The sequence below is a fragment of the Polymorphobacter fuscus genome (genome assembly GCF_011927825.1).
GTDB lineage: Bacteria > Pseudomonadota > Alphaproteobacteria > Sphingomonadales > Sphingomonadaceae > Sandarakinorhabdus > Sandarakinorhabdus fusca.
In genome coordinates this window covers 727768-745798 of record NZ_JAATJI010000001.1, presented here as the reverse complement: position 1 = coordinate 745798, position 18031 = coordinate 727768, and the positions used below count along the sequence as shown (strand labels likewise).

Annotated in this window: 16 protein-coding genes, 1 tRNA gene and 1 pseudogene; 5 read left to right on the top strand and 13 right to left on the bottom strand. The window is 66.9% G+C overall.

Annotation, left to right across the window (positions count from 1 at the left end):
• Positions 1-23 precede the first annotated feature (23 nt).
• Together GGQ62_RS03590 and GGQ62_RS03585 are read left to right on the top strand one after the other, a co-directional pair.
• Positions 24-608: an iron chaperone gene (locus GGQ62_RS03590; protein ID WP_152576462.1), complete on the top strand. Its 585-nt coding sequence runs from the start codon at positions 24-26 to the stop codon at positions 606-608.
• A gap of 52 nt (positions 609-660) precedes the next feature.
• Positions 661-870, top strand: a pseudogene (locus tag GGQ62_RS03585) (alkylphosphonate utilization protein); the annotation flags it as partial.
• Between the two features lie 287 nt (positions 871-1157).
• Here GGQ62_RS03585 and GGQ62_RS03580 read toward each other — a convergent pair.
• Together GGQ62_RS03580 and GGQ62_RS03575 are read right to left on the bottom strand one after the other, a co-directional pair.
• Entirely contained in the window at positions 1158-2207 is a 1050-nt protein-coding gene (locus GGQ62_RS03580; RefSeq protein ID WP_152576464.1) for a 1,9-bis(guanidino)-5-aza-nonane synthase, read from the bottom strand.
• A 194-nt stretch (positions 2208-2401) separates the two neighbouring features.
• Complete coding sequence (locus tag GGQ62_RS03575; protein ID WP_152576465.1) at positions 2402-3598, bottom strand: type III PLP-dependent enzyme domain-containing protein; 1197 nt, start codon at positions 3596-3598, stop codon at positions 2402-2404.
• Positions 3599-3810: 212 nt separating this feature from the next.
• Between GGQ62_RS03575 and GGQ62_RS03570 the strand changes: the two genes are divergently transcribed.
• Positions 3811-4773, top strand: coding sequence for a threonine ammonia-lyase (locus GGQ62_RS03570; RefSeq protein WP_152576466.1), 963 nt, complete (start codon positions 3811-3813; stop codon positions 4771-4773).
• Here GGQ62_RS03570 and GGQ62_RS03565 read toward each other — a convergent pair.
• The 5 genes from GGQ62_RS03565 to gorA form a co-directional block, all read right to left on the bottom strand.
• Positions 4770-5453 (bottom strand): HPP family protein, encoded by a 684-nt coding sequence (locus GGQ62_RS03565; protein ID WP_152576467.1) that lies wholly within the window; start codon positions 5451-5453, stop codon positions 4770-4772. The two genes, GGQ62_RS03570 and GGQ62_RS03565, sit on opposite strands and share 4 nt — an antisense overlap.
• 27 nt (positions 5454-5480) lie before the next feature.
• Positions 5481-5555: transfer RNA gene (locus GGQ62_RS03560), tRNA-Glu, on the bottom strand.
• 50 nt (positions 5556-5605) lie between these two features.
• Entirely contained in the window at positions 5606-6997 is a 1392-nt protein-coding gene (locus tag GGQ62_RS03555) for a class II 3-deoxy-7-phosphoheptulonate synthase (protein WP_243445963.1), read from the bottom strand.
• A 118-nt stretch (positions 6998-7115) separates the two neighbouring features.
• The gene (locus GGQ62_RS16225; RefSeq protein WP_152576468.1) at positions 7116-7766 is read right to left on the bottom strand and encodes a PEPxxWA-CTERM sorting domain-containing protein; all 651 of its coding nucleotides are present in this window, start codon (positions 7764-7766) and stop codon (positions 7116-7118) included.
• 131 nt (positions 7767-7897) lie between these two features.
• The gene (gene gorA / locus GGQ62_RS03545; RefSeq protein ID WP_152576469.1) at positions 7898-9238 is read right to left on the bottom strand and encodes a glutathione-disulfide reductase; all 1341 of its coding nucleotides are present in this window, start codon (positions 9236-9238) and stop codon (positions 7898-7900) included.
• A gap of 141 nt (positions 9239-9379) precedes the next feature.
• Here gorA and GGQ62_RS03540 point away from each other — a divergent pair, with 141 nt between their 5' ends.
• Positions 9380-9796: a TM2 domain-containing protein gene (locus GGQ62_RS03540; protein WP_167649456.1), complete on the top strand. Its 417-nt coding sequence runs from the start codon at positions 9380-9382 to the stop codon at positions 9794-9796.
• Between the two features lie 21 nt (positions 9797-9817).
• Here GGQ62_RS03540 and GGQ62_RS03535 read toward each other — a convergent pair whose 3' ends face one another.
• From GGQ62_RS03535 to bla, 5 genes are all read right to left on the bottom strand, one after another.
• Positions 9818-11107: an adenylosuccinate synthase gene (locus GGQ62_RS03535; protein WP_152576471.1), complete on the bottom strand. Its 1290-nt coding sequence runs from the start codon at positions 11105-11107 to the stop codon at positions 9818-9820.
• A gap of 117 nt (positions 11108-11224) precedes the next feature.
• Entirely contained in the window at positions 11225-12334 is a 1110-nt protein-coding gene (locus GGQ62_RS03530; RefSeq protein ID WP_152576472.1) for an ATP phosphoribosyltransferase regulatory subunit, read from the bottom strand.
• 130 nt (positions 12335-12464) lie between these two features.
• Positions 12465-14045 (bottom strand): phosphoglycerate dehydrogenase, encoded by a 1581-nt coding sequence (serA, locus tag GGQ62_RS03525; RefSeq protein WP_152576473.1) that lies wholly within the window; start codon positions 14043-14045, stop codon positions 12465-12467.
• A gap of 114 nt (positions 14046-14159) precedes the next feature.
• Positions 14160-15281: a phosphoserine transaminase gene (locus tag GGQ62_RS03520; protein ID WP_152576474.1), complete on the bottom strand. Its 1122-nt coding sequence runs from the start codon at positions 15279-15281 to the stop codon at positions 14160-14162.
• 97 nt (positions 15282-15378) lie between these two features.
• Entirely contained in the window at positions 15379-16251 is an 873-nt protein-coding gene (gene bla, locus GGQ62_RS03515) for a class A beta-lactamase (protein WP_152576475.1), read from the bottom strand.
• A gap of 153 nt (positions 16252-16404) precedes the next feature.
• Here bla and GGQ62_RS03510 point away from each other — a divergent pair, with 153 nt between their 5' ends.
• Positions 16405-17283 (top strand): LOG family protein, encoded by an 879-nt coding sequence (locus tag GGQ62_RS03510; RefSeq protein ID WP_152576476.1) that lies wholly within the window; start codon positions 16405-16407, stop codon positions 17281-17283.
• A 66-nt stretch (positions 17284-17349) separates the two neighbouring features.
• Here GGQ62_RS03510 and GGQ62_RS03505 read toward each other — a convergent pair whose 3' ends face one another.
• Positions 17350-17982: a c-type cytochrome gene (locus tag GGQ62_RS03505; RefSeq protein ID WP_152576477.1), complete on the bottom strand. Its 633-nt coding sequence runs from the start codon at positions 17980-17982 to the stop codon at positions 17350-17352.
• Between the last annotated feature and the right edge of the window lie 49 nt (positions 17983-18031).

The following is an 18031-nucleotide window of genomic DNA, read 5'->3' as shown; positions in this document are numbered from 1 at the left end:
TGTCCTGGGGAGGGGATGCCGCCATGCCGCACGACAACCGCGTCGACGCCTATATCGCCAAGGCCGAACCCTTTGCCCGGCCGATCCTTGTCCATATCCGTGACCTGGTGCACGCCGCCGTTCCCGACGCCGGCGAGACGGTGAAGTGGGGCATGCCCTTCTTCGAACAGAACGGCGAGCGGCTCGCCATGATGGCCGGGTTCAAGGCGCATGTCGGCCTCGGCATTTTCGACGGCACGCCGATGGGGTCGGGGGAGGGCATGGGCCAGTTCGGCAAGATCACGACGGTCGGCGATTTGCCGCCGGACAATGCGCTGGTGGAACGCCTGCAGGCCACTGCCGCGCTGATTGCGGCGGGCGCAGTGCCGCGGCGGAAGAAGGCCACGCCGAAGCCGGCGCTCGACATGCCCGATGACCTTGCCGCGGCGCTTGCCGCCGACCCCGCGGCGGCTGCGGCGTTCGCCGCCTTTCCGCCCGGCGCGCGGCGCGAATATATCGAATGGGTGGTCACCGCGAAACAGCCGGCGACGCGGGCGACGCGGATCGCCACGACCGTGGCGCAAAGCGCCGAGGGCAAGAAATTCGGGTGGAAATACGAACGTTGCTGAACGTCGCGCCGCACCCTAAGCCGATGCCGAAGGGGATTTTGCGATGAGCGACGAAACACGCGACAGCAACGGCACGCTGCTCGCCGATGGCGACAATGTCACGCTGATCAAGGACCTGAAGGTCAAGGGCACGTCGACGACGCTGAAGCGCGGCACGATGGTCAAGGGCATCCGGCTGACCGGCAATCCGGAGGAGATCGACTGCCGGGTCGAAAAGGTCAAGGGACTGGTGCTGCGGACCGAGTTCGTGCGCAAGGCGTGAGGCCGAAAGTCTCGAAAGTCACACCGAATCGGGGTTGAGACGTTTTTCGGAAATTTACGAAAATGTCCGAAATACAAAATGTTGCGAAGGTTCGTTGAAAGTCTGTCTTGAGCATGTAGGATTTGCGCGGTGCGCTATATCCGCAGGCAGGGAAAGGATGCTGACGTTTCAAGGAACATGGGTGGATTAACCCGAACGGTTCCTTTTGTCAATGACGGGAGACCCCTCTCCCGGCTCGGCGTTGCTGGGTCCGACCTCCCCCCGGCGGGGGGAGGTGGTTTTCACGTTCAGGCGAAGAGTTTGCCCCAGGCGCGCTTGGCGCGGGTCTTCCAGAAGCCGCGGTGATAGGCGTCGCTGGCGAGCAGCGGCATGACGCTGCCGGCTTCGGCGAACACCATCTGTTCGATGCCGGTGTTGACCTTCCCCCAGCTGGCGGCTTCCTGCAGCGTCGATGACGAGCAGGCACCATCACGGACGTCCGCCACGGTGATCTGCACGGCGTATTTGTGAACTTGCACATCATCGTGACCGAGGATTTCGGCGCAGACGACGGTGTCCTGGATGAAGTTCTTGGGCACGCCGCCGCCGATCATCAGGAGCCCGGTGGTGCCGGCCTTGATCTTGATGTCGGTCAGTTCGCGGAAGTCGGCGATGGCGTCGAGCACCATGTACGGCTTGCCTTCCTTGGCGCGATCGACCTGGTGCTTGACGAGGCCGAAGCCGGCCGAGCTGTCGACGAACGCGGGGCAGAAGATCGGCACGTCATGCTCATAGGCGAGCTTGACGAGGCTGTTGTCCTTCTTGCCGTGCTCGACGAGATATTTGCCCATCTCGCGGATGAAGGCGCGGCTCGAATAGGCCTTGGGTTCGAGGCTGTTGGCGATTTCGAGGATCGTGTGGTCGCAATCCTGAAGCTGTTCTTCATCGATATAGGTGTCGTAGATGCGGTCGATGAGCAGCGAGCGCAGCGTGTCGTCATCGGGCACGTCGAGCGCCTGATAATGTTTGTGGCCCAGCCCTTCGAAGAAATCCATGTCGACGATGCTGGCGCCGGTGGCGACGATGCCATCGACCATGTTGTTGCGCAGCAGTTCGGCATAGAGATCCATGCAGCCGCCGGCGCTGGTCGAGCCGGCGATGACGAGGAAGATGGTGCAATCGGGGTCGGACAGCATCTGGTTATAGATGCCGGTGGCGCGGGCGAGGTCACGCGAAGTGAAGCTCATGTTCGCCATGCCGTCGATGATCGGACGCGCGTCGAAGCTGCGGATGTCGATGTGCTCGACAACCTTGGACAGAAGCTCAGCCTTGCGCTGGGCGTTGATTTGGTCGGTCATTCAAATGCCTCCAGTGGCGTGTCACTGGCCCGGCGCCACCTGGCGCCGCCCGCGGCCGGAGTATTCCGGCGCCGAACGGGAAAAATCGTCGCCCCGGTTCGCGACGGCAGGAGCCCTTTTCCTGAAATCAGGAGATGGGCCCCCGCCTTCGCGGGGGTGACGAGACAGGTCAGCGGGTTGCGCCGGCCTTTGCCTCAGCGGATGCTGATAACCTTTGCAGGTGTCGCTTCCGTGACACCATAGACGCTGTCCATCGGTTCGTCGCGGGCGATGACGGTGGCGCCGGCGGTGAAGCCGTTGAAACCGGTGCGCATCGCCGAGCCATAGGCGCCGAGCATGCCGATTTCGATATAGTCGCCTGCCTTCACATCGGCGGGCAGGTCGAACGGCCCGTGCATGAAATCCATGTCGTCGCAGGTCGGCCCATAGAAGCTGAATCCCATCGTCCGGGCGCGCGACGGCGTGTCGCGCACCAGCTCGGTCGGGAAGCGCCAGGCGACGTGCGCGGCATCGAAGAGCGCGCCATAGGCACCGTCGTTGATGTAGAGCACATCGTCCTTGCGCGCTTCGACCCGCACGAGGACGCTGGCATATTCCGCCGACAGGGCGCGGCCGGGTTCGCACCACAGTTCCGCCGAATAGCTGACCGGCAGGGCTTCATAGGCGCGGCCGATGACATCGAAATAGCCATCGAGCGCCGAAGGCTCCATGCCGGGATAGACCGACGGGAAGCCGCCGCCGACATCGACGACATCGACGGTGACGCCGGCGCCGACGATGGCGACGCGAACCTGCGCCAGTGCTTCGGCATAAGCCTGCGGGCTCATCGCCTGCGAACCGACGTGGAAGCAGATGCCGAGCGCATCGGCCGCCTGGCGGGCCGCCATCAGCAGCGGCGCCGATTCATCGGCGGGAATGCCGAACTTCGACGCCAGGCTGAGCTTGGAATGCGCCGACGACACGCGCAGCCGGACGCAGAGCGTCAGGTCGGTGGCGGCGACACCATCGGTGGCGGTGGCGGTGACGATCTTTTCCAGCTCGAACAGCGAATCGAGGCTGAAGGTGCGCACGCCATGGAGATGATAGGCCTCGGCGATCGCTTCGCTGCCCTTGATCGGGTGCATGAAGCACAGGGTCGCATGCGGCAGCAGGCCACGCACGAGGCGCACCTCGGCAATCGAGGCGACATCGTAATGCGTGATACCGGCATCCCACAGCGACCGGATCAGATCCGGCGACGGATTGGCCTTCACGGCATACATCGACAAGCCCGGAAACTTCTCGAGGAAGTAACGGGCGGCGCGATGCGCAGCGTGCGGCCGGACGAGGGTGACGGGTTGTGTCGGCTTCTGGCCGAGCGCTACCCCCAGCGCGTTATGGTCTTCGTGCAATTCAAGGGACCTCCGGGTGAGCAAAGTTGCCGGAGAAGGCCGGCACCAAAGCTGCCTTGCGGTGGAAGTCCCATGGGGCAGCGGAGGGCGTATCTAGGGTTGGAGGGGGTCTGTGTAAAGCAGTTTTTTGTTACAGTGAAAAACGTGGTTTTTCGTTGGCCTTTCAACGAGTTGTCTGTAGGATGAACGAAGCCAGAAAGGGCCATATTTCAATGACTTCCCCCGTGCTTTATGACGAAGTTGTGACAGCGGCCGGCCGTATTGCCGGTGTGGCGGTGCGCACGCCGCTGTTGCGCAGCGATGCGCTCGATGCCGCCACCGGCGCGCGAATCTGGTTGAAGCCCGAAAATCTGCAGCGCACCGGGTCGTTCAAGTTCCGCGGCGCCTTCAACCGGCTCTCGGCGATCCCGATGGCCGATCGCGGCGCCGGGGTTGTGGCCTTTTCCTCGGGCAACCACGCCCAGGGTGTGGCGCTGGCGGCGAAGTTGCTCGGGCTGCCGGCAGTGATCGTGATGCCGAGCGACGCGCCGGGGATCAAGGTCGAGCGGACCCGCGGGCACGGCGCCGAGGTGGTGTTCTACGACCGCTTGACCGAGGACCGCGACGCCATCGCCGGCGCGATCGCAGCGCAGCGCGGGGCGGTGGTGGTGCCGCCGTTCAACGACCGGCATGTCATCGCCGGGCAGGGGACGGCGGGGATGGAGGCCGTCGCCGACCTGGCGGCACTGGGGGTGGCGGCCGACCTGGCACTGGTGTGTTGCGGCGGCGGCGGCCTCGCCAGCGGGTTCGCCGTCGGCTCGCGGTTGCCGGTGATCGCGGTGGAGCCCGAAGGCTATGACGATGTCGTGCGCAGCCTGGCGGGCGGCGCCATCGTGCCGGTGGACAACCCCGGGCCGACGCGGTGCGATGCGCTGCAGACGCTGAAGATGGCGCCGCTGACCTTCGATACGCTGCGCGCCCATGGCGCGACGGGCATGACGGTCGGCGAGGTCGAGGCGGCGCGGGCGGTGGCCTTCGCGTTCCGGGAACTGAAGCTGGTGGTGGAGCCCGGCGGCGCGGTGGCGCTGGCGGCGGCGCTGTCGGGGCGCGCCGATATTGCGGGCAGGACGGTGGTGGTCATATTGTCGGGCGGCAATGTCGAGCCCGCGATATTCGCCGAGTGCCTGGCGGCCTAGGCCTTTCCGGCCCGGCGTTGCGCGGCGTGATGCTCGACACGGTCAAACAGCAGGTCGAGGTCCTCGCGGCTGACGTCGAAGGTTTCGCCGAGGTCGGCGAGCGCCTTGTCGATGTCGGCGGGGTGCCGGGGCGATCGTTGCGGCATGGCATGGCCCGCCGCCGACACCGGACGATGCGGGTAGCTGTGCCCTGAAAAACGGTGGAAGACGACGCCCAGTGCCGCAAGGACGACGGCGTTGACCAGGACCGGCGCCACCACGAAGCCATAGCCCGCCTGCATGACCGCCGGGCCGCCGACCACGGCCGTGAGCGCAGCGGCACCGCCCGGCGGATGCAGCGAGCGCGTGAGCGACATGGCGAGGATGGCGCCGGCCACCGCCAATCCCGCCGCCAGCGCAGGACCTGGCACCAGCGCAGCGACCGAGACGCCGACTAGTGCCGAAATGGCATTGCCGCCTATGACCGGCCAGGGCTGGGCGAGCGGACTCGTCGGCACGGCGAAAATCAGCACGGCAGACGCGCCCATCGGCGCGACGACCAACAGAAATCCGGTCGCTGGGCCGGGCAACATCGCGCAGATGAACCCGGTCAGGCCGATGCCGATCAGCGCCCCGAGACAGGCGACCAGGCGATCGCGGAACGACCCGCCGGCAAGGATGGGAACGAAGTATCGCCGCATTCCGGAACCCGCTGGCGGTGGATGATCTGGTGACCCCTACGGGAATCGAACCCGTGCTTCAGCCGTGAGAGGGCCGCGTCCTAACCGCTAGACGAAGGGGCCTTGGCGGAGCAGGGCAGGTGGGCTTTGCGCGCCTTGCTGTCAAGTCGCGTTCAGGCCGCCTGCGCCTGATGCGCGTCGCGCTCGGCCTTCAGCGCTTCGGCGATCAGGAAGGCGAGTTCGAGGCTCTGGCTGGCGTTGAGGCGCGGGTCGCACTGGGTCTGGTAGCGATCGGCGAGGCCTTCGTCGGTGATGGCGATGGCGCCGCCGGTGCATTCGGTGACGTTCTGCCCGGTCATTTCGATGTGGATGCCGCCGGCGTGGCTGCCTTCGGCGCGGTGGACCGCGAACACATTCTTCACTTCGGCGAGGATGCGGTCGAACGGGCGCGTCTTGAGGCCGCCGGCGGCCTTGACGGTGTTGCCGTGCATCGGGTCGCATGACCAGATGACGCGGCGGCCTTCCTGGCGGACGGCGCGGATCAGGCGGGGCAGGTGCGCCTCCACCTTGTCATGGCCGAAGCGGGTGATCAGCGTCATGCGGCCGGGGACATTGCCGGGGTTGAGCGTGTCGAGCAGGCGGATGAGATCGTCCGGCTCGGTCGTCGGCCCGCATTTGAGCCCGAGCGGGTTGCCGACGCCGCGCAGGAACTCGACATGCGCCGAGCCGGGGAAGCGGGTGCGATCGCCGATCCACAGCATGTGCGCCGATGTGTCGTACCAGTCGCCGGTCAGCGAATCCTGCCGGGTCATCGCCTGTTCGTACCCGAGCAGCAGGGCCTCGTGGCTGGTGAAGAAGCTGGTGCCCTTCAACTGCGGCACGGTTTCCGGCGAGATGCCGCATGCTTCCATGAAGTCGAGCGCTTCGCCGATGCGATCCGCCAGCGCCTTGTACTGGTCCGACCACAGCGAGCGGCCGGTGAAATCCAGGTTCCATTTGTGGACCTGGTGGAGATTGGCATAGCCGCCGCTGGCGAAGGCGCGCAGCAGGTTGAGCGTCGCGGCCGACTGCATGTAGCCGGTGCGCATGCGTTCCGGGTCCGGCGTGCGGGCTTCGGCGGTGAAGGCCATGTCGTTGACATTGTCGCCGCGATAGCTGGGGAGCGAGACGCCGTCCTGCTCCTCGAAATCGCCCGACCGCGGCTTGGCGAACTGCCCGGCCATGCGGCCGACCTTGATGACCGGCATCTTGGACGCGAAGGTGAGGACGACCGCCATCTGCAAAAGCACGCGGAAGGTGTCGCGGATGTTGTTGGGGTGGAAATCGGCGAAACTTTCGGCGCAGTCGCCGCCCTGGAGCAGGAAGGCCTTGCCGGCTTCGACCGTCGCGAGCTGGTCGGTCAGGTCACGGGCTTCGCCGGCGAAAACCAGCGGCGGATAGGATTTCAGCTCGCCTTCGACGCGCGCCAGGGCGACGCTGTCGGGATAGGTCGGCAGCTGCCGGGCTTCATGGGCGCGCCAACTGGTGGGGGTCCAGGCGCCGGGCTTGTCGGGGAACATCGTCATGACAACCCCCAATGCGGGATTGCGGCGCCGCGCGCAAGATCGGCGCGCCGCGACATGGGGTGCAAAAAGGGCGGCGGCATCGCTGCCGCCGCCCCTGATGCCGGGATCGGTTCGCGGGTCAGGCGACGACCGTGCGACGGCGGCGGCGCGCGGCGGCACCGACCAGGCCGAAGCCGGCGATCAACATCGCCCAGCTGGCGGGTTCGGGAACGACAGCGGCGTTGCTGCTGGTGAATTCGACACGAACGCCGGTCGGGTTGCCGCTGGCCTGCGCAAAATTGCGGACGGTGACGTCGAGCGTGTTCATGCCGGCGAGGAAGGTCGCGCCGGCGGAACTGAACGCGGTCCAGCTGGTGAAATCGCCGCCCGACCCGATGGTCGTCCCGTTGAGCGTGATCGAATCGACGACATTGTCGCCGGCGAAGCGCCCGGCGAACGACGCCGTCGCCGGGTTGAAGCCGGCAAGCGAGAAGGTCAACTGATAGACATAGATGCCGTCGCTGTTCGGATCATAGCTGTCGGATGCGTTTGCCGACGGCGTCAGCCAGCGCGAGGTAGCATCGTCGGCGATCCACGGCCCGATCGGGAAGCTGCCGTTGGTGCCGCCGGTATAGGCACTGCCGCCGTTGAGCGTCCAGTTGCTGTCCACGACATTGCCGACCAGTCCGGCGCCGGTGTTGACGAGGCCGGCAATGGTCGCGGCCTGTGCCGAAACCGATGCCAGCAAGGATGCCGCAAGGGTGACCCGAAGTGCAGTCTTGGCGAACATGCGTGCAACCCCTTCCGACAGATATCGACCGGGTTCACAATTTATTGCGTCCCCGTCCCGATATTTTCTAGGAACGGCGCTGCGGTGCGTCAATAATCGCTAATTGGGTATTAACTACCTATTCCGGATGGTCACTTCATCAAGACGAGCTCTTCCGACATCGTCGGATGGAGTGCGACCGTATCGTCGAATTGCGCCTTGGTCAGGCCCGCCTTGATGGCGATGGCGACCGCCTGCAGGATTTCGGGCGAGTCCGGGCCGATCATGTGCGCGCCGACGACCTTGTCGCTGGCAGCGGCGACGACGAGCTTGTAAAGCGCGCGTTCGTTGCGATTGGCCAGGACGTTGCGCATCGGGCGGAAGTCCGATGTGAAGATCTTGACCGTGCCATAGGCGTTCTTGGCCTGGGCCTCGGTCATTCCGACGCTGCCGAGCGGGGGGTTGGAAAAGACCGCGCTGGGCACGACGCTGTAATCGACGCGCCAGTCGCGGGTGCCGAACAGGCGGTCGGCGACGGCATGGCCTTCGCGGATGGCGATGGGGGTCAGCTGGATCCGGTCGGTGACGTCGCCCACGGCATAGATGTGCGGCACGCTGGTCTGGCTGTCGGCATCGACCTGGATCGCGCCGGTCTCGCTGAGGGCGACGCCGGCAGCTTCCAGCCCCAGACCTTCGACATTGGGACGGCGACCGACCGCCCACAGAAAGACATCCGTATCGACCGACTTGCCGTCGGTGAAATGGACCCGGATGCCGTCGGCGGTCTTTTCAAGGCGCTCGAGGCCGCAGCTGAGCTTGAAATTGATGCCCTTGGCGACCGAGATGGTCAGCAGCCGGTCGGCGAGCGCCGGTTCCCAGCCGCGCAGGATGGATTCGCTGCGATTGATGAGGGTCACATCGCTGCCGAGTTCATGAAAGATGCCGGCAAATTCATTGGCGATATAGCCGCCGCCGGCAATGACGACCCGGCGCGGCAGCGTCGGCAGGTGAAAGACCTCGTTCGAGGTGATGCCGAGTTCGGCGCCGGGAATATCGGGGACGAACGGGCGGGCGCCGGTGGCGACGAGGATGTGCTTTGCCGTGATCCGCTTGCCATCCACCGCGACAGTGTGGGCATCGATGAAGGTGGCGCGGCCATGGAGGGTGGTCACCTGATGGCTATCGAGGGTGTTCTGGTAGAGGCCGTTGAGGCGATCGACTTCCCCCAGCACATTGTCGCGCAGCGTCGGCCAGTCGAAGGCCTTGCCTTCGATCTGCCAGCCGAAGCGCTTGGCATCGACCAGGTCCTCGGCGAAATGGGCGCCGTAAACGAGCAGCTTCTTCGGCACGCAGCCGCGGATGACGCAGGTGCCGCCGACGCGAAACTCCTCGGCGACGGCGACATTGGCGCCATGGCCGGAGGCAATGCGCGAGGCGCGAACCCCGCCCGATCCGGCACCGATGACGAACAGATCATGGTCGAAGCTGGTCATGTTTTTCGCAATCCGTTGCGGCGCAATGCCGGGGAGATAGGGTGGCCCGGGTGCAATGACCAAATGATTTGTTGATTGACGCTGATCGAGTGCCGCCCACCCGGGCTTGCATCGCTGTGCGCCGCGGGCCACATCGTCGGCATGATCGACCCCGCCGCCAAACCCGACCTTGCGCTGTACGAGGCGGGACGCAAATCGACCTTCGTTGCCTATCTGCTGTGGTTTTTCCTCGGCCTGTTCGGGGCACATCGCTTCTACACGCGTGCCGGCAAGACCGGCTGGGTTCTGTTGGCGCTGCATGTCGGCGGCTGGCTGCTCGTCGGCATCGGCTATTATTCCGGCGCGACGACCGACACCCAGACGATCGAGACCGTGTTCGGGTCATCGACCAACACGTCGATCGCCTTCGATGGCAGCGGCGGGCCGCTCGCCGGCATCGGCGGCGTGCTGCGGTCGCTGGCGTGGCTGTGGTGGCTGGTCGATATCGTGCTGGTGCCAGGGCTGGTCCGCGGCTGGAACAACCGGCTTGCGGCCGGGCTGGGGATGGCGGTCCGCTAGGCCGGCCACCCCCGCGCCGCGTCAATCGAGGAACGGGTCGCGGACGAGGATGGTGTCGTCGCGCTGGGGCGAGGTGCTGACCAATGCCACCGGGCAGTCGGTCAATTCCTCGATGCGGCGGACATATTTGATCGCCTGCGCCGGCAGATCGGCCCAGCGGCGGGCGCCGGCGGTCGATTCGGCCCAGCCGGCGAATTCCTCGTAGATCGGCACCACCCGGGCCTGGTCGGCGGCGTGCGCCGGGAAATGATCCAGCGTTTCGCCATCGAGCGTATAGCCGGTGCAGATGCGCAGCGTTTCGAAGCCATCGAGAACGTCGAGCTTGGTCAACGCCATGCCGGTCACCCCCGACACCGCGATGGCCTGGCGGACGAGCACCGCGTCGAACCAGCCGCAGCGGCGCTTGCGACCGGTGACGGTGCCGAATTCATGGCCGCGGACGCCCAGTTTTTCGCCGTCTTCATTGTCCTGTTCGGTGGGGAACGGCCCGCTGCCGACGCGCGTCGTGTACGCCTTGACGATGCCGAGGACATAGCCGACGGCGTTGGGCCCCATGCCGCTGCCTGCCGCCGCCTGGCCGGCGACGACGTTCGACGAGGTGACGAACGGGTAGGTGCCATGGTCGACATCGAGCAGCACGCCCTGCGCACCTTCGAACAGGATGCGGCTGCGGCGGGCCTTGGCGTCGCGCAGCGTCGTCCAGGTCGGCTTGACGAAGGGCAGCACCGCCGGCGCGATGTCGTGGAGCTGGGCCAGCAGGGCCTCGCGATCGACCGGCGCAATGCCGAAGCCGGTGCGCAGGGCATTGTGATGGGCGAGCAGCCGGTCGAGCTGCGGGCCGATGGCGTCCAGATGGGCGAGGTCGCAGACCCTGAGCGCGCGGCGCCCGGCCTTGTCTTCATAGGCGGGACCGATGCCGCGGCGGGTGGTGCCGATCTTGCCGGCACCCGACGCGTCCTCGCGCGCGCCGTCTAGGTCGCTGTGCAGCGGCAGGATCAGCGGGCACTGGTCCGACACCTGCAGGGTGTCGGGGGTGATGGCGACGCCCATGCCGCCGATGCGGGCGACTTCGTCGCGGAAATGCCAGGGATCGAAGACGACGCCGTTGCCGATGATGCTCAATGTGCCGCGGACGATGCCGGAGGGCAGCAGGCTGAGCTTGTACACATTTTCGCCGACGACGAGGGTGTGGCCGGCATTGTGGCCGCCCTGGAAGCGGACGACGACATCGGCGCGTTCGCTGAGCCAGTCGACAATCTTGCCTTTGCCTTCATCGCCCCATTGGGCGCCGATGACGGTAACGTTGGGCATCTTCTTCTCTTATCTCCCCGCCCGTGGCGGGCGGGGTCGGGGGTGGGTTCGGTTGCGGCGGATGGGCCCTGCGGTGCAGAAAGCCCACCTGCCCCTCCCGTGCCGGGAGGGGAGACGTCAGATCGCCCTTGGCTCTACGCCATCGAGGATGTGCGTGCAGCGAAAATCTGCCGGTCGGGCGTCGGCCGAAAGCGCGGCCACCGTCGCCCAGCCGTCGGCGCGCAGCCTCGCCGCCACCGCTGCATCGGTGCCGAGTGGCAGCAGCACGCGGCGGGCATCGACGACGCCCAAGCCGGCATCGACGAGGCCGTCGACATAGAGCGAAAAGCCAATGGCGGCTTCGGTGGCGCCTTCGGGGGTGACGATGGCATAGGCGCCGCCGCGGCCGATTTCCCCCGGCACGCCGGCGCCGAACAGCGAAAAACCGATCCAGGTCTGATATTCGAAGCCATGGCGCTCGGTCGGATCGAGGGTGACGGCGATGTCGGGGAGGGCGGCAACCAGCGCGGCGACGGCGTCGAGCCGGGCGCGGACGGCGTCGGGCAGGGGCAGTGCCGCCAGCCGGGCAAGCGCCGCGTCGGCCGGGCCGGCGGCGGCGATCAGCGGTTCGAAGGCGCCGGCGCCGAGCGCGTGGAGACCGCCGACGTCCTTGCCGTCGAGCAGCGCCTGCACATCGGCGAGCGAAGCGCGGCCGAGCGGCCAGCCGGCAGCGACAAGGTCGGCGACGAGGGTGGGCATGGTGAGGTCGAGCGACAGGCCGGCAAGGCCGGTGCCGGCAAGCGCCGTGACGGCAAGCGAGACGACTTCACCGGCGGCGGCGGGCGAATCGCTGCCGATCAATTCGACGCCGACCTGGACACTTTCGCGTTCGGGGCTGAGCTGGGTGCCGCGGACGCGCAGCACCGGCCCGGCATAGCTCAGCCGCAGCGGCCGCGCGGTGGCGGCAAGGCGGGTGACGGCGATGCGGCCGACCTGGCCGGTGATGTCCGAGCGCAGCGCCAGGGTATGCTGGCTGATCGGATCGGTGAAGCGCAGCAATTCGCGCCGCGCGGCGCCGCCCAGCCGGCTGCCGAGCGATTCTTCATATTCGACCAGCGGCGGCTGGACGCGTTCGTACCCATGGCTGGCAAAGGTCGCGGTGAGGCCGTGGACGAGCGCGGCGGTGGCCTCCGCCTGGGGGGGGAGGCGGTCGCGCAGGCCCTCGGGGAGGAGGCCGGGGGGGATCATGAGCGTGGGGCCCCTCTCCCGGCTCGGCTGACGCCGAGTCCGACCTCCCCCCGGTGGGGGGAGGTATGCACACCTCCCCCCGCCGGGGGGAGGTCGACTCGCGCGAAGCGCGGCGAGAGAGGGGACGCCGTCATGCGAAGGTCAGTGCCTTGACTGTCTTCACCCCCGGCAGCTGGCAGATGCCGGCGAGCAGCGGGTCGGGGATGACGTCGTCGACCGAGAGCAGCAATATGGCTTCGGCGCCCGAATTGCGGCGGCCGAGGTGGAAGGTGCCGATGTTGACGCCGGCCTCCCCCAGCGCGCCGCCGAGGCGGCCGATAAAGCCGGGTTTGTCCTCGTTGACGATATAGAGCATGCGGCCGTTGAGATCGGCTTCGACGGTGATCCCGAAGATTTCGGTCAGCCGCGGCTTGGTCATGCCGAACAAGGTGCCGGCGACGCTGCGATCGCCCGCCGGAGTGCGAACGGTGACGCGGACCAGCGTGTGGTAATCGGTCTCGCGGTCGTGGCGCACTTCGGCGATCTCGATATTGCGTTCGCGCGCCAGATAGGGCGCGTTGACCATGTTGACCGTGTCACTATGGGTCCGCATCAGCCCGGCGAGGACGGCGGCGGTGATCGGCTTGATGTTGAGCTGGGCGGCGGCGCCTTCGACCTCGACCGTGACCGCCGAAATGCCGTCGGCGACGAGCTGGCCGACGAGGCTGCCGAGGCGTTCCGCCAGCTGCATGTACGGGCGCAGGCGCGGCGCTTCCTCGGCGCTGAGCGACGGCACGTTGAGGGCATTGGTGACGCCGCCGGTGAGCAGGAAGTCGGCCATCTGCTCGGCGACCTGGATGGCGACGTTGACCTGGGCTTCGTCGGTGCTGGCGCCCAAATGCGGCGTGCTGATGAAGTTGGGTGTGCCGAACAGCGGGCTGGCCTTGGCGGGTTCTTCCACGAACACGTCGAGCGCCGCGCCGCCGATATGGCCGCTGTCGAGCCCGGCCTTCAGCGCCGCCTCGTCGATCAGGCCGCCGCGGGCGCAGTTGATGATGCGGACACCGGCCTTGGTCCTGGCGAGGTTTTCCGCCGACAGGATGTTGCGGGTGCTGTCGGTCAGTGGCGTGTGGAGGGTAATGAAATCGGCCTGGGCCAGCAGTTCATCGAGCGTGACCTTGGTGACGCCCATGGTTTCGGCGCGTTCGGGGGTGAGGAACGGGTCATAGGCGATGACCTTCATCTTCAGGCCCAGCGCCCGGTCGGCGACGATGCTGCCGATATTGCCGGCGCCGATCAGGCCGAGCGTCTTGGCGGTCAGCTCGACCCCCATGAAACGGTTCTTTTCCCATTTGCCGGCCTGGGTGCTGGCATCGGCTTCGGGCAGCTGGCGGGCGAGGGCGAACATCAGCGCAATGGCGTGTTCGGCGGTGGTGATACTGTTGCCGAACGGCGTGTTCATGACGACGATGCCGGCGCCCGATGCCGCCGGAATGTCGACATTGTCGACGCCGATGCCGGCGCGGCCGATGACCTTGAGGTTGGCGGCGGCGGCGATGACGTCCTTGGTCGCCTTGGTGGCACTGCGCACGGCGAGGCCATCGTAATTGCCGATGATCTTGATCAGCTCGTCCTTCGACAGGCCGGTGATTTCATCGACTTCGATGCCGCGGGCGCGGAAGATTTCGGCGGCCTTGGGGGACATCTGGTCGGAGATGAGGATTTTGGGCATGGGAATTTCCTCGGCTCCCCTCCCGGACCGGGAGGGGGTGGGGTGGGAATGATGTGGGGGCGGCGCAAAGGGCCTACCCCCGACCCCTCCCGGGTTCGGGAGGGAAGAAGTCGATCAGGCGGTTGCCTGGGCGTGCGCCCATTCGAGCCAATGGGTCAGCGCGATGATGTCCGTCGTGTCGACCGTGGCACCGCACCAGATGCGCAAGCCGGGCGGGGCGTCGCGATAGGCGCCAATGTCATAGGCGGCGCCTTCCTTTTCGAGCAGCGACACCATCGCCTTGACCTGTTCCTCGGACGTTCCGGGCAGGGTCAGGCAGACGCTGGTGTTGGAGCGCGTCGCGGGCTCTTTGGCGAGATTTTCGATCCACGGCGTGCGGTCGACCCAGGCGTTGAGCGCGGTCGCATTGCCATCGGCGCGGGCGGTGAGTTCCGACATGCCGCCGAGATGCTGCGCCCAGGTTAGCGCATCGATGTAATCCTCGACCGCCAGCATCGACGGCGTGTTGATCGTCTCGCCCGAGAAAATGCCTTCGATCAGCTTGCCCTTGGCAGTGAGGCGGAAGATCTTGGGCAGCGGCCAGGCGGGGACATAGGATTCGAGGCGTTCGACGGCGCGCGGGCCGAGGATGAGAACGCCATGGCCACCTTCGCCGCCGAGCACTTTCTGCCAGCTGTAGGTCAGCACATCGACCTTGTCCCAGGGGATCGGCTGCGCGAACACCGCCGAGGTGGCATCGACGAGATTGAGGCCTTCGCGATCGTCGCGGATCCAGTCGCCGTTGGGGACGCGGACGCCCGAGGTGGTGCCGTTCCAGGTGAAACAGATGTCGCGCGACTGGTCGATGCGCGTCAGGTCTGGCAGTTCGCCATAAGGCGCGGTGACGACGTCGGCATCGAGCTTTAACTGCTTGACGGCATCGGTCACCCAGCCTTCGCCGAAGCTTTCCCAGGCCATCATGGTGACGGGGCGGGCGCCGAGCAGGCTCCACATCGCCATTTCATAGGCGCCGGTGTCCGACGCCGGCACGATGCCGATACGGTGGGTGCTGGGGACGTCGAGAATTTCGCGGGTCAGGTCGATGGCGAGCTTCAGCCGCGCCTTGCCGAGCTTCGACCGGTGCGAGCGGCCCAGCGATTCGGTGGCAAGATCGGAAGCTGCCCAGCCGGGGCGTTTGGCACAGGGGCCGGACGAAAAATGCGCACGCGCTGGCAATGCGGTAGGACGATCAATCATATTCTCTCCTTACAGAGAGCTCGCGCGGCGTTGGGACCGCGTGGCCCGTCGCCGGTCATAAGGTCGTTTGACCCCCGGTCAAGCGAAAGCTCCGATGTCAGTGCCCGATTGCGGCGACCACGGCGCGCGCCAGGTCGGCGTGGAGGGCGTAGAGCACCTCTGCAGCGGCCGTGCCTTCGTTGATGAAGCTGGCGATGATGACCGGGCCGGGCGCCGTGCGGTCCGGCCAGGCGATGGCGATGTCGTTGACGCTGCCGTTGCGGCCGGTGCCGGTCTTGTCGCCGACGCGCCAGCCCTTGGGCAGTCCGGCGCGCAGCCGCGTGTCGCCGGTGGTGTTGCCGACCAGCCAGCCGGTGAGCAACGCCCGGCTGGCCGGGGTCAGCACCGGGCCGACCAGCAGCCGTTGCCAGGTCGCGGCGATCGCGTCGGGGCTGCTGGTATCGCGCGGGTCCCCGGGCCGGGCCTCGTTGAGGGTCGGCTCGTTGCGGTCGAGCCGGGTGACGGGGTCGCCGGTGCGGCGCAGCCAGGCGGTGAGGCCGGCGGGCCCGCCAACCGACGGCAGCAGCAGGTTGGCAGCGGCATTGTCGCTGTAGATGATCGCTGCCTCGGCAAGTTCGGCGACGCTCGCGGTTCGGCCGATGCGGCGTTCCGCAAAGGGCGAATTGCCGAGAATATCGCCCTGTGCGACGGGAATGGCGCGGTCGAGCCGGTCCTCGCCGGCATCGATGCGGGCGAGGACGGCGGCAGCGAGCAACGTCTTGAAGGTGCTCGCCATCGCAAAGCGTTCGCCGCCGCGGTGGCTGAAGCGCCGGCCGGTGGCGGTATCGTGGACGGCGAGGCCGACGCGGCCGCCGCTCGCGGCTTCCGCCGTCTTGACGGCGGCGGCAAGGTCGAACCCGGCCGGCGTCCGCGCCAGCGCAGGGGTTGCAGCAAGCAGGACAAGCCCGGTGAAACTGCGGCGATCGATCATGCGGCGTCCTTGCGTGATTTGCGCCGTTCTCGCGGCGGACGGCGCGTTTTCCAAGCGAAATTTGCGTAAATGGCGCACGGGCGCGCGGCCCGGCGCCGCATGTTCCGTCGCCGGGGGGTGACTTCGCGGCCTCACGCGCCTACCTCACGCGGCATGAATGCTCCCCATAACACCCCCCATAACGCCCCCCATGTCCCCGCGCGCCTGTTCCCGACCGCGCGCGAAGAAGCCGTGGTCGCCAATGCCCCGACCAGCACGGCGCAGACCGAACACCCTGCCTATGCGCTGGCGTTTCAGGACAATGATTTCCTGCTGCGCGATGCCCTGCGGCCGGTGCGCTTCCAGCTGGAATTGCTGAAGGCCGAACTGGCGCTGAGCGAGGCCGGCATCGATTCGATGTTCGTTTTCTACGGATCGGCGCGTATCCCGTCGCCCGAGGAAGGCGCGGCGGTGCTGGCGGCGGCGACGACCGACGACCAGCGCGAGATCGCCGAGCGGCTGGTCGCCAAGTCGCGTTACTATAATGTGGCGCGCGAACTGGCGATGCTCGCTTCCACCCCGGTCGACGACATCGGCACGCGTGCCTTCACCGTCTGCTCGGGCGGCGGGCCGTCGATCATGGAGGCGGCCAATCGCGGCGCTGTCGATGCCGGGGCGCCGTCCGTCGGGCTCAACATCGTGCTGCCCTTCGAACAGGTGCCCAACCCCTATGTGACGCCGGGATTGAGCTTTCAATTCCACTATTTCGCGCTGCGCAAGATGCACTTCCTGATGCGCGCCAAGGCGGTGGCGGTGTTCCCCGGCGGCTTCGGCACCTTCGACGAGCTGTTCGAGCTGCTGACGCTGGTGCAGACCGGCAAGGTCGCGCCGCTGCCGATCCTGTTGTACGGCCGCGAATTCTGGAACACCGTGGTCAATTTCGAAGCGCTGGCCGACGAAGGCGTGATCGCGCGCAGCGACCTGGCCCTGTTCCACATCGTCGAGACCGCCGAAGAGGGCTGGCAGATCATCCGCGACCGGTTCGACTTCTGAGCCTGCAGAACGGCGGCAGCCCTGGCCCGGGTTCGGGCGAGGGCTGCCGTGGTTGCCGGCTTCGGGTCAGGCCGCCGGGGCTGCGGCCGGCGCGTCGGCTGCCGGGGCGGTTTCGCCGGCCGCAGGCGCGGTTTCGGCAGGGGCCGCGTCGGCTGCGGGCGCGGCCGGCAGCGGCTGCGGCGCGTCGCTCTTGGAATTGAGATAGACCAGCAGTGCGGCGCGATCTTCGGGCTTGGCGATGCCGGCAAAGGCCATCTTGGTGCCCGGTGCGTAGGTCTTGGGGCTGGTCAGCCACTTGCTGAGTTCTTCCCACGACCACGGCTTGCCCTTCATCGCCGCAAGGACTTCGGAATAGGCATAGCCTGCCGAATGGGCGTGGACATTGCCGACGATGCCGTAAAGGTTGGGGCCGATGCCATTGGCGCCGCCCTTGTCGACCGTGTGGCAGGCGGCGCACTTCTTGAAGACGCCTTCGCCCTTTTCCACCGTCGCCGAGGCGAGATAGACGGCGATCGGCTGTTCGGCGGCCGCTGGTGCTGCACCGGCGGCGACTTCTTCGACAACGCCTTCGATGACATAGGACGGCTTTTCGGGCTTGACCGGGCGAAACACCGCGCTGCTGCCGACATTGACGACGAGCAGGGTGAGCACTGCGGCAAGGCCCCAGCCGGCGTATTTGTTGAATTCGAAGCTGTCCAACGTAAAGGCTCCTGATCGGACGGGCGGCGCGCGCCGCAATTCTGCGGTC